Source organism: Cohnella endophytica, assembly GCF_003628305.1.
GTDB classification, from domain to species: Bacteria; Bacillota; Bacilli; order Paenibacillales; family Paenibacillaceae; genus Cohnella; species Cohnella endophytica.
Window position 1 is genome coordinate 196,600 of record NZ_RBZM01000006.1, and the last position, 11,937, is coordinate 208,536.

General features: G+C 52.2%; 9 protein-coding genes. 8 read left to right on the forward strand and 1 reads right to left on the reverse strand.

Annotated features, from left to right (window positions below; all coding sequences use genetic code 11):
• Window positions 1–33: 33 nt before the first annotated feature.
• The 8 genes from D7Z26_RS14760 to D7Z26_RS14795 all read left to right on the forward strand — a co-directional run bounded on the left by D7Z26_RS14760 (window position 34) and on the right by D7Z26_RS14795 (window position 11,070).
• Entirely contained in the window at window positions 34–954 is a 921-nt protein-coding gene (locus D7Z26_RS14760) for an ABC transporter permease (protein WP_120977977.1), read from the forward strand.
• Window positions 955–968: 14 nt separating this feature from the next.
• Complete coding sequence (locus D7Z26_RS14765) at window positions 969–1,856, forward strand: carbohydrate ABC transporter permease (RefSeq protein ID WP_120977744.1); 888 nt, start codon at window positions 969–971, stop codon at window positions 1,854–1,856.
• Window positions 1,857–1,938: 82 nt separating this feature from the next.
• Window positions 1,939–3,507: a DUF3502 domain-containing protein gene (locus tag D7Z26_RS14770; RefSeq protein ID WP_120977745.1), complete on the forward strand. Its 1,569-nt coding sequence runs from the start codon at window positions 1,939–1,941 to the stop codon at window positions 3,505–3,507.
• An 86-nt stretch (window positions 3,508–3,593) separates the two neighbouring features.
• Window positions 3,594–6,251 carry a glycoside hydrolase family 38 N-terminal domain-containing protein gene (locus D7Z26_RS14775; RefSeq protein ID WP_120977746.1) on the forward strand — a complete coding sequence of 886 codons (2,658 nt, stop codon included), beginning with the start codon at window positions 3,594–3,596 and terminating at the stop codon, window positions 6,249–6,251.
• A 40-nt stretch (window positions 6,252–6,291) separates the two neighbouring features.
• A complete protein-coding gene (locus tag D7Z26_RS14780; RefSeq protein WP_120977747.1) occupies window positions 6,292–7,971 on the forward strand; it encodes a CocE/NonD family hydrolase in 1,680 nt (559 codons plus the stop codon).
• 548 nt (window positions 7,972–8,519) lie between these two features.
• The gene (locus D7Z26_RS14785) at window positions 8,520–9,077 is read left to right on the forward strand and encodes an NUDIX hydrolase (protein WP_120977748.1); all 558 of its coding nucleotides are present in this window, start codon (window positions 8,520–8,522) and stop codon (window positions 9,075–9,077) included.
• A 230-nt stretch (window positions 9,078–9,307) separates the two neighbouring features.
• Window positions 9,308–10,786, forward strand: a complete 1,479-nt coding sequence (locus D7Z26_RS14790) for an alpha-N-arabinofuranosidase (RefSeq protein WP_120977749.1) — start codon at window positions 9,308–9,310, stop codon at window positions 10,784–10,786.
• Window positions 10,787–10,788: 2 nt separating this feature from the next.
• Window positions 10,789–11,070: a DUF6171 family protein gene (locus D7Z26_RS14795; protein ID WP_120977750.1), complete on the forward strand. Its 282-nt coding sequence runs from the start codon at window positions 10,789–10,791 to the stop codon at window positions 11,068–11,070.
• On the opposite strand, the gene D7Z26_RS14800 is transcribed toward D7Z26_RS14795, so the two are convergent.
• On the reverse strand, window positions 11,062–11,883 hold the full coding sequence (locus D7Z26_RS14800) for a helix-turn-helix domain-containing protein (RefSeq protein ID WP_120977751.1): 822 nt from the start codon (window positions 11,881–11,883) through the stop codon (window positions 11,062–11,064). The genes D7Z26_RS14795 and D7Z26_RS14800 overlap by 9 nt on opposite strands.
• Window positions 11,884–11,937: the final 54 nt, after the last annotated feature.

An 11,937-nucleotide genomic window follows, 5' to 3' on the forward strand; every position in this document is an offset into this window, starting at 1 on the left:
ATTGCAGAAGGAGGAGCTGAGATCTTGGCTGTTATGAAGGCGATAAGAAACGAGTGGAAGCATTTTCTGAAAGCGAAAAGCCTCTTCTTCATTAGCTTGCCGGCCCTAATCGTCGTATTCGTCTTTTACTACATGCCTATGTACGGCATCATCATCGCGTTTAAGGACATCAATTACGCCAAGGGAATATGGGGCAGCGATTGGGTAGGCTTCAAAAATTTCGAATTTTTCTTTAACTCGCAAGATGCGTTTAGGATTACGCGGAACACGCTCTTGTTGAACGGCACTTTCATCGCGATCGGTATTTTTTTCTCGATCATAATCGGACTGCTGCTGGCGGAGCTCGGCAGAGGGCTCGTCAAAATTTTTCAAACGATCTTGTTCTTCCCCTACTTTCTGTCGTGGGTAGTCGTGGGATTCGTCAGCTACATTTTGCTTAATCCATCGTTCGGGGTCATCAATAAGGTGATGGAACAGTTCCACCTGACCGCCGTGGATTGGTACAGCGAGCCGAAATATTGGCCGATCATTCTGACCCTGACTTATTTGTGGAAAAACGTAGGTTACACGGCGATTATCTTTTTTACCGGATTAATCTCGATCGATGCCAGTTACTACGAAGCCGCTTCGATCGACGGAGCTACCCGGTTCCAGCAAATCCGAAAAATTTCGATTCCGCTGATCGCCCCTTTGATTACGCTGCTGGTCATCCTTAACGTAGGCCGGATTTTCTATTCGGATTTCGGATTATTCTACTTCATCCCGAGGGATGCGGGCATGCTCTACTCGACTACGGACGTCGTCGATACTTACGTCTTCCGATCTCTGCGCGTCGTAGGGGATTTGGGAATGGCTTCCGCAGCCAGCTTGTACCAAGCGGTCGTCGGTTTAGTGCTCGTATTCTCGACGAATCTCATCGTCCGCAGGTTCAACAAAGATAACGCGATATTCTAAAGAGGTGAGCATCATTGCAAAAAGCAGTCGCGAGAGAACGAAAAAATAACCCGGTCATCGTCTTATTTTTCATCCTGGTATCGATTCTGATCATCATTCCTTTGTTATACGTAGTGTCCGTGTCTTTGTCCTATGACGGAGATATCGCCAGATACGGTTACAAATTGATCCCCGAGCGCATTACCTTCAAAGCGTATTCTTATTTATTCCAGACGCCAAAGGCGCTTCTGCAATCTTATTTCATTACGGTAACGGTGACGGCCATAGGTACCGTGCTAAGCTTGGTTCTGACCTCCTCCGTTGCTTACGTCATGACGCGCAAGGATTACAGGTATAGCAAGATCACGACGTTTTTCGTCTTCTTCACCCTGCTCTTCAACGCGGGACTCGTTCCTTCTTACATTATCGCTACCAATGTCCTGCACATTCAGAATACGATTTGGGCTTTGATCCTTCCGTACGGCGTCAGCGCTTGGTTTACGATGCTGATGAAAGGCTTCATGGACAGCCTTCCCTTCGAGATCGTGGAGTCCGCGAAAATAGACGGATCTTCGGAATTGAATACGTTCCTGAGGATCATCATTCCGCTTTCCAAACCGGCGCTGGCCACCGTGGGCTTGTTCTACGCCCTGGCCTACTGGAACGATTGGTGGCTGGCCATGCTCTACATTCAAGATGAGAGACTGATTCCGTTGCAATATTATTTGCAGAGGATCATGTCTAACATAGAATTTCTAACGAAAAGCGTTCAAGCGGGCATCAGCATCGATCTCAGCGAGATTCCGGCGGAATCCTCGCGCATGGCGATCGCGATATTAGCGGCGGGGCCGATGCTGTTCGCCTTCCCTTTCTTCCAGAAATATTTGATCAAGGGCTTGACGGTAGGAGCGGTTAAAGGGTAAGGCTTATCTTATGGGTTTATCAATCCGGATCCGGAACCGGATGATAATAGAAGCACGACTACTCTACTAGGGGGATTAGCGAATGAAAACAAAAGGGTACAAACTATCGACGGCAATATTGGCTAGCGTAATGTCCATTAGCTTCATGCTTAGCGGTTGCGGCAACAAAGATAACAACGCGGGATCGACTCCTGCGGAGAGCAGCGCTCCTGCAAGCAGCGCAGCGGAGAGTAGCGCCCCGGCAAGCGAGTCGGCGCCGGCGCTTGATCCTTACGAGATTACCTGGTATTTGCCGCAAAGCGTGTTCCCTGACGCTAAGCTCGTACAAGACGAAATGAGCAAAATCACGAAAGAGAAGATCAACGCTACGTTGAACATTCAACTGGTCGATTGGGGCACCTACGATCAGAAAATGCAAGCGATCGCCGCTTCCGGAGAGAAGGCCGACTTGATCTTCACCTCGAACTGGACGAACGATTATTTGCAGAACGTCAACAAAGGCGCGTTCCTGGATATTACGGACTTGCTGCCGCAATACGGTCCCGACATTCTTAAGCAAGTACCTCCTTCCGCATGGGACGCGGCCAAAGTGAAAGGCAAGCTGTACGCCATCATCAATACGCAAGTACTTGCCAGAACGCCTGGGTTGTTAATGAATAAATCGTACTTGGACAAATACGGATTCACGGCCGATCAATTCAAGAAGCTGGATGACTTGACGCCGTTCTTCGAGAAAGTCAAGCAAGGCGAGCCGGATAAATACGCGTTCAGCCTGAAGGGCGACACGGATGTGATGGGCAACTACGGCACTACGCTCGGCTTGGAATATTTCGCGATGAAAAATCCCGGCGTCGTTCGTATCGACGACGATTCCTCCAAAGTCGTAAATCTGTATGAAACCGATGAATTCAAAGGCTTCTTGAAAACGATGCGCGACTGGTACACCAAAGGCATTATTCGCAAGGATGCGGCAACGTTGAAGGATACGAATTCCGATGAGCTGGCGGGTAAATACGTTTCCTCCACGTTTACGGTCATCAATCCCGATTCGGCAGCGAACCAAGCGCAGAGATTCGGCGGCGGAGACGCGGCGAACGTGGCGGCAGTGGAATTCTCCAAGCCGTTCATGAGCACGGGCTCGATTATCGCGACGATGACCGCGATCTCCCGAACTTCCAAAGATCCTGCGCGTGCGATGATGTTTTATAACCTGCTCTACTCCGATGCTAAGCTGTTCAATCTTATGAGCTACGGTATCGAAGGCACGCACTATACGAAGGTCGAAGACGATCTGATCAAGAAAATCGATAACGCGGGATACTGGGTCGATTCGGGATGGGAATACGGCAACATGTTCAACTCCTATCGCACGAGCCCGACGCAACCGAAATGGTTCCCTGCGGGTCCCGACAAAAATGCGGCCGCTATTCCTTCCAAGCTGCTAGGGTTCTCGTTCGATCCGACGAACGTGAAGAGCGAACTGGCTCAGACGGCATCCGTCGTCGACGAGTTCTACTCCGGTTTGATCACGGGTATCGCCGATCCGGATGTCATCCTTCCGAAGATGAACGTTAAGCTCAAGAAAGCCGGACTCGAGAAAATCATGGCGGAAATGCAAGCTCAGATCGATGCGTGGAAAGCAACTAAATAACGTTTAACGAAGTAACGATGGCCGTTGGTCCTTCTTGTTTCTAAAGAGGTCCGCGGCCATTTATCATAACGAAAAGGTGGATAACCATGCCAAAGATCAAAGAAGTGCTCGTATTGCATCACAGTCATCTGGATGTTGGTTACACGCATGCGCAGCCTATCCTTCTTCAATTGCAAAAAAACTATATCGATCAAGCTTTGCGGCTTTGCGAAGAGACGGAGAATTGGGCTCCGGAGAACAAATTCCGCTGGACCTGCGAATCCAGTTACCCGGTTCTGAGCTGGCTTGAGGAGGCGCGCCCCGAACAAGTAGATCGATTTACCCGCTACTTGCATAACGGGCAGATGAGCCTATCCGCCTCGTATATGCACAATACGCCGTTATGCAGCGCGGAGGAAATGGCGAGGATGCTCTACCCCGTCAAGCAATTGCGCTCGCGGTTCGGGATCGAGATTAAGACGGCGATACATCACGACGTGAACGGACAGCCTTGGCCTTATAGCCAGCTATTGCTGGATGCGGGAGTGGAGTTTTTCATCATGGGCATCAACATCCATTTCGGCGGATTTCCCTTAACAAGGCCGAATGCGTTCCATTGGCAAGCCCCGGACGGAAAAAAGCTGTTAACTTTTAACGGCGAGCATTATTCGCTCTTCAGCCAAATCTGCAACGTGAACGCCAAGAATACGGATTTGATGGCCGAAGGACTGTCGAAATATTTGCATAAACTCGAATCCAATCCCGATTATCCCTTTGACTTTGCTTATTTGACGGCTACGAATTTGCCGCTTTACGATAATAATCCCCCCGATTCGGAGTTGGCGGGATTGATCAAGCAGTGGAACGAGGAGGGGCGGGAACCGAAGATTTCCTTCGTCACGCCGGAAATGCTATATGAAAAAGTGAAGAGGTACGATTCGGAGCTTAGCGTTCATTCGGGGGATTGGACGGACTATTGGAACTTCGGCTCCGGTAGCGCGGCCAAGGAGACGAAGTTAAACCGCAGAACGAAGCAAGGGATGAAGGCGGTCGAACTGCTGGATGCCTTCGATCCCGAAGAAGACTCTGCCGCCGCCGACATTAAAAAGAAGGCGTGGGAGCAAATTCATCTGTACGATGAGCATACCTGGGGCGTGTTTAACTCGATCTGCGAGCCGGATCACCCGAACGTGGACATTCAGTGGATGCATAAGGCGCACTATGCGTATCAAGCGAATAGCTTAACCGGGTATCTGCTGGGCACGCGATTAGAGAGGCTGGCGAATAATCCGCAGCAATCCGAGGAACCCGAAGGAATCCTGCTGTTGAATCCGTCTAACGTTGCCGTAACGCACGATATTCGCGTTCATTCCAGCTATTCGACGCCGGGACGGCATCTCGCGGCCGACCGATTGAGAAACGTGCCGATGAACAACGAGATCGATCACGGTCGGGTGAGCTACGGGACGGTGGAGCTTCCTCCTTTCAGTTGGCGCAAGTTTCCTCTCGGGGGGCTCAGGCAGGCGGAGCCGTCCTCGCTGATCGAAGCCCATCCCGGAATCGTGCGGGAAGAAGGAGAAGGACCATGGCGGAGAGAAGTCGTTATCGAAGAAGGGAAAATAGAGTCTCCTTTCCACATCTGCAGGTTCGATCCGTTAACCGGAAGGATTAAGAGTTTGTACGACAAGGAACAAGAGTGGGAAGTGCTCGATCCGTCTAGTCCGTGGACGTTGTTCCAATACGTGCAGGAAACCGTCGATCCCTGCTATCATCCGAATCATCGGAGCGCGATCTTTCCTAGGGACGTAGACAAAGGAAACGAAGGCATCAGCGTCTGGAATCACGATTGGAAGGCCAGAAGAATGACGTATAACGGGTTAAAGGCGATCTCCGTCGAGCGAAGCGCCCATAGCGCTACGTTGGTCATTCGGCACGATGCGCCGGGCGTGGACGATTTGGAACAGAGATTTACGTTCTTTAGCTACCGCGCCGATATCGAGATGAGGGCAAGTTTCCATAAGCAAGACATTACGACGCCGGAGGGAACCTATTTCGCGATTCCGTTAAACGTGGAGAAGTGGCAATGCCGCTACGACACCGCGGGACAATTCGTCGAGTTCGACGAGCAGCAGTTGCCGGGCGTGTGCAGGGATTACCTAACGGTGGACAAAAGCGTATCCGTATACGATGGCTTGCACGGAGTGACGCTGACGTGCCCGGATGCCCCGCTCGTTCAAGTCGGAGACTTCAACTTCGGCAAGGAGCAGCATAGCGTTCCAAGGAACGCGAATCCGTTGCTGCTGGCATGGCCCATGAACAACTACTGGGACACCAATTTCCGGGCTAGACAGCCGGGGTTCAACACCTTCACCTATGTATTGTCTACTTTCTCGGCCTTCGATCCTGCGAACGTGATGAAGAGGGCTACGAGCGCCGTTTCGCAGGTGCTTACCCTGCCCGTCATTTCGTGCAAGGAAGAAGAAGCGGGACAATTTATTCAAATGAGCGGAGAAGAAATCCGGGTGTTCGACGTTAAGCCGTCCGACAGCGGAGCGGGGATCATCGTTCGTCTGATCAACAGTACGGAGAGGCGTGCGGATGCAACGCTGAGTTTTCCTGGAAGAAGCATTGAAGCCGCCTGCAGAACGGATGTGTTAGAGCAATTTCTTGCGGGAATATCCATTCGGAATAATCAGGCGTTCGAAGTCCAGCTTGAAGCGAACCAAATGATGCATCTGCTTGTTCTATTCGAGCAAGAAGGGTAAGCGAACGTGAATCGTGAAGCATGAAGAAGGGTGAGCGGACATGAACGAGCCTGGAGAAATTAACGTTTCTGGATTCATGGTCGAGATGAGAGACGGCGTTCGATTGAAAACCCATGTTTGGCTACCGAGAGGGGAAGGGCCGTGGTCGGTCGTTTTTCTTCGCAATCCTTACGTGGACGGCGGGGAAATTCACGATCCCGATTTGATGAAGCTCGTGCATAACGGTTATGCGGTCGTTTGCCAGGAGTGCAGGGGGCGCGGCGCCTCCGAGGGAGAGTGGGAGCCCTTCGTCAACGAAAGGTCGGACGGGCTGGATACGTTGAATTGGATTCTGGGGCAACCCTGGCAGGACGGCAACATCGGGTTGTACGGAGGCTCTTACCTTTCCTTTAACCAATGGGTGCTGGCGGATGAACTGCCTCCCGAAGTCAAGACGTTGTACATTTCGGTCCTGGGCACCGACCAGAACGGATTCATCTATATGAACGGCATGTTCCGGCACGATATTTATACGAACTGGGCGACATCGAACGCGGGCGTAGATTGGGGAGGCAGGGATCCTGCCGAGGTCGCTGCCGAAGCTTACCGTTACAGGCCGCAAGTCGAAATGGACGAGAAGCTGTTAGGCAAACGACTGGACTGGTATCGCGATTTTCTGGCAAATCCCGGATCGGGAGATCCGTTGTGGCAGGAGGGCTTGTGGGAGGAGCTTCATTCGATTCCGTCCAAAGTGAACGTTCCCGTCTGCATGGCGGCGGGATGGTTCGATATCGCGCTGGACGCGATGTTCCGGTCGTTCGCGCAGCTTCGGCCGGAAATTCGCGAACGGAGCCGCCTTGTCGTGGGGCCATGGGTACACTCGCTTATACCTTACGGCGATCTTGCTTTTCCGAATGGCGAAGTCGAGGGTCCAAACGGAGGGACGAGGGCGGTGTTGGAGTGGTTCGATTATACGCTTAAGGGAAAGCCTTACCCCGACAAGCTGGGGGTTGTTCATGCGTATACGATCGGTTCGGGTCAATGGACGACATGGAGCGAATGGCCTCCGCGACATGAAACGGTTTCGTGTTTTTTGAACGCGGAAGGCGGCCTAGATCCGACTCGCGAGAAACGCGAATGGTCGATTTCGTTTCCTTATGATCCGGCGGATCCCGTAGAGACCGCGGGCGGTAGCGGCTTGCTGTCCGTATACGGCGACTCTCCCTATTTGCCAAAGGCGGCCAGCGTGCTGCAGCCGGAGCCCGGGTATCGGGCGGACGTCGTTACGTTCTTATCCGAGCCGCTTGCGCGTAACTTGTCAATCGCGGGGCGGATCTCGGTTGTCTTGTTCGTCAGCTCGACGGCGGAAGATACCGCCTTTACCGTCAAGATCAGCGAAGTACATCCCAGCGGCGAAGCCTATAATATCGCGGACGGGATTACGAGTCTAGCTTATCGTAACGGTTCATCGACGGCTATCGCTTATGAACCCGGGAAGATCGAGCGAATCGATATCGAGCTATGGCCGATCGCATGGCGGCTGGGGAGCGGTTCCCGGATTAGGCTGGACGTTTCTTCTTCGAATTTCCCCGCGTACCATGTTCATCCCAACCTAGCCGGCAATTGGGCGGAACAAGGAGAAATACGAACGGCCGTTCAAACTTTATATTGGGGCGATCGATACGAGGCATCGGTCGAGCTGCCGGTCGTGGCCAAGGCGTCTAACTTAGTGGATTCGTAGACGAATTGTTAATTAGGAGGCGTCACCCGTACTACCCCCTACCTTGAAGCGTTGCGGAATAGCGGCAAGAATGGCCGTTATTCTATGGCGGTAGCGTAAAAAAGGAAGGAAGTGTGTTCCGCTATCCTTATATTCGGGCTCTTACAGCTGCGAGCTAGTTAGTGGTCTGACAGAATCTTAATTCGACGAATCAAGCAGCTGCGAGGTAGTTAGTGGTCTGGCAGATCCTTATTTCGGCGAATCAAGCAGCTGCGAGCTAGTTAATGGTCTGGCAGAACCTTAATTCCTCGAATCAAGCAATAGCGAGCTATTTAGTGGTCTGATAGAATCTTAAATCGACGAATTAAGCAACTACGAGCTAGTTAGTGTTCTGACAGAATCTTAAAGGGTCACAATTCCCCTTCCCAGGTCCATCAGTGGAGTAGTGGCATTTATTGCCGTTAATGGACAGTTGGTCGCTCGCCAATATCTCTCATATTGCTTGTTTGTTCTATTAAGCGTATAAATGAGAAAGGTAGACAACTTGGCAATCGGAGCAGGTGGCAGCGGTGGAAATTAACTTTTGTTCGTCTTGCGGCGCGGGGATGGAAAACCGGGACGTCGACGGAACGATAAGAAGAGCATGCACGAAATGCACTTTCGTTCATTGGGGAAATTATAGCATCGGCGTCGGGGCGCTCGTCATGAAAGACGAACGAGTGTTGCTCGTTCGCCGGGCGCAAGAGCCGGGAAAAGGGTATTGGACGAATCCCGGAGGTTATATCGAGCAGTTGGAGCCGATCGAAGAGACGGTGCGAAGGGAAGTTCTCGAGGAGTGCGGCGTGGAAGCACGGGTTCGCAGCGTCGTTGCGCTTAGGGACCAGCCGCGAGGCGTACATAACGTATACGTCGCTTTCTCGATGGACTACATGAGCGGGGAACCGACTCCGGATAATGTGGAAGTAGATGCGGCCGGATTTTATCGCCTGGAAGAGATGCGGGAGATGAACGTGGCCCCGTTCACGAAATGGCTCGTGGACGTTGCCCTGAACGGAGTCGCCGAAGGGCTGGCCGTAGATCGCGAGCCGATCGTCCCGCTGCATGGATACGGACTATTTCGGGTATAAACAAACAACTTTTACGATAAGAAGGAAACTAAGAAACCACGATATTCGTTGAAATGGCGGCCAGACTTCCATTTTTTCGAAGAGTGGTTTCTTTTTTTATGGTCGCCTATCTAAAAAAGGGAGTTTATTTTGTCCCGTTATCGTGATATAGTCGGCTTGTGACATTCGTATTATAGTTAATCAATTAATGTATTTATTAATTCATTATTCAATCAAAGGGGAATCGCATAATGGCGCAGCTAATCGTGAACGCGGACGTTACGAAAGGAAAAATCGATCGCAACATTTACGGGCATTTCGCCGAGCATCTAGGTCGGTGCGTATATGAAGGGATTTGGGTAGGAGAAGATTCTCCCATTCCGAATATCGAAGGCATGAGGCTTGACGTCATCGAGGCGCTGCGCGAGCTGAAAGTCCCTGTCTTGCGTTGGCCGGGCGGTTGTTTCGCGGACGCGTACAATTGGAAGGACGGAATCGGACCTAAGGAAAACCGCAAACGGATGGTGAACATCCATTGGGGCGGGGTGGTAGAAAACAATCATTTCGGTACTCATGAATTTCTGCGTTTCTGCGAATTGATCGGCACCGAACCTTATATTTCGGGTAACGTTGGAAGCGGTACGGTACGCGAGATGGCGGAGTGGGTCGAATACATCACGTTCGACGGAGAATCGCCGATGGCGGACTTACGCAGGGAAAACGGAAGAGAGCAGCCGTGGAGCCTGAAGTATTTCGGAGTCGGCAATGAAAGCTGGGGGTGCGGGGGCAACATGCGTCCTGAGTTTTACTCCGATCTGTATCGGCAATATTCCGCGTACGTGCGCGATTACGGCGACAACCGGATCTTCAAGATCGCTTGCGGAGCGGGTTCATACGAATACGAATGGACGGACACGGTCATGAAAATGGCCGCGCGCTTCATGGACGGCATAAGCCTTCACCATTACACGCTGCCTACGAGCAACTGGGCGGATAAAGGTTCTTCAACGGAATTCGACGAGAGAATGTGGTTTAAAACGCTGCAGCAGACTGCGGAGATGGATACGATCATCGAGAAGCATTCGACGATTATGTCGAAGTACGATCCGGAGAAAAGGGTTGCGCTAATCGTGGACGAGTGGGGCACTTGGTATAACGTCGAGCCGGGAACGAATCCAGGCTTCCTTTACCAGCAGAACACCCTTAGGGACGCGCTCGTCGCAGGCATTAACCTGAACATTTTCCACAAGCATAACGACCGGGTAAAGATGGCCAATATCGCTCAGATCGTCAACGTGCTGCAGGCGGTTTTATTAACGGAAGGCGGCCGCATGGTCGTTACGCCGACGTATCACGTCATGAAAATGTACAACGTTCATCAAGACGCATTGTTCGTGGATAGTACCCTGAGCTCGCCTTTATACGAATCCGAAGGAGAAAAGCTGGAGCAGATTAGCGCTTCCGCCTCCGTTAACGAGGACAATGTCCTGCATATTTCCTTATGCAACCTGCATCCGTCCGCTAGCGAGGAAATCCGCATCGACATTCGAGGCAGGCAAGCGGAGCAAGTGACGGGAACCTTGCTGACCTCCCAGGAGATGAACGCCCACAATACGTTCGACGAACCGGAAGTCGTAGTGCCGGCGGCATTCGAGGAATTCCGCGTGGAAGGCGGTACGCTTATCGCTAAGCTCCCGGCTAAGTCGGTCGTTGTTCTTGCGGTGCGTTAAGGATGGCCGCGATATCCGGAGAAGCTCATGAAACGAATTGCAAGGGTTGTTCCGCGAGCGTGCGGCTCTCGCCGGAGGAAATCGTCAAGCTGTTCGGGGATACCGTTCGGGTAAAAGAGGTGAAGCTCGCGACGGAGTCCGAATACGAACGTAGAATGGCGCAATGCCGCAAGTGCGAGGCTTTCCAGTTCGGCACGACTTGCCGTTGGTGCGGATGCCTGATGGACATCAAAGCCAAGCTGGAGAAGTCGAGCTGCCCGTCTCCTGGGGGCAGCCTATGGTGAACCGCCGGTAGGCGACCGAAGCGCCTTTGCGTAATTACGCGGGCTTACGCCATAGACTCTGCGGAATAAAGCCGCAAAATGATTATAGTTGTTGAATCCGACATCGAACGAGGCTTCGGTAGCGGTTCTCCCCATGTGTTCCATGAGGAGGGCGGCTTGCCGGAGCCTCATGTGATTCAAGTACTCTACGATCGACTCGCCGGTTTCTTCTCTGAACAGATGGGATAACCGGGAGGGGGATAAACCTACCGATCTGGCAAGATCGTGGATGCGCAGTTCCTCGTGCATGGATCGGGAAAGAAGCTGTAGCGCGTGTTCGATTCGCGAGTCTTGCTTATGGCTCGTCCTCTGCGCTACGAGCAACAAGATTTCCCTAATGGAATTCTCGCACAGCGCATGCCGGAAGCCGGAACGATCGCGGGAATCTTGCAACAGGTTCTGGAAGGCGCGATATACCCTATTCCGAAGATGCCCTTCCGGCAAGTCGTGCACGAATACCTCCTCGGGGGGGAGGTAGTCGGTTTCGGGTAGTTTCTGGAAGTGTGCCCAGACGAAGTTCCAACGCGTTCCCGCGACCGTTCCGTATTCGTGGGGAACTCCGGAGCGAAGCAAGACGAGCTGTCCGGCGCCACAGCTCTTTTCCCCGGCGGGCGTTCGGAAGTATCCTTCCCCGCTTAGCGTAAATACGATTAATGAATCATTCATACCGCTTGGTCTGCGAGCGGTATAGGTGTCGTCTTCATCGAAATGACCGCCGATTATGGCATCGTCGGATGTATCGTTATATTCGGCGGGACGATTGTATTCCGGCATGGGGCACCTCCGATCAGAATGGAGAATAGCAGAATCCCGATAGTTTACAGCAGT

Bases quoted from the DNA above. Each gene is read 5' to 3' on its own strand.
- D7Z26_RS14800 (WP_120977751.1), bottom strand. From the start codon at position 11,883: ATGCCGGAATACAATCGTCCCGCCGAATATAACGATACATCCGACGAT.
- D7Z26_RS14780 (WP_120977747.1), top strand. From the start codon at position 6,292: ATGAACGAGCCTGGAGAAATTAACGTTTCTGGATTCATGGTCGAGATG.
- D7Z26_RS14760 (WP_120977977.1), top strand. From the start codon at position 34: ATGAAGGCGATAAGAAACGAGTGGAAGCATTTTCTGAAAGCGAAAAGC.
- D7Z26_RS14775 (WP_120977746.1), top strand. From the start codon at position 3,594: ATGCCAAAGATCAAAGAAGTGCTCGTATTGCATCACAGTCATCTGGAT.
- D7Z26_RS14795 (WP_120977750.1), top strand. From the start codon at position 10,789: ATGGCCGCGATATCCGGAGAAGCTCATGAAACGAATTGCAAGGGTTGT.
- D7Z26_RS14770 (WP_120977745.1), top strand. From the start codon at position 1,939: ATGAAAACAAAAGGGTACAAACTATCGACGGCAATATTGGCTAGCGTA.
- D7Z26_RS14790 (WP_120977749.1), top strand. From the start codon at position 9,308: ATGGCGCAGCTAATCGTGAACGCGGACGTTACGAAAGGAAAAATCGAT.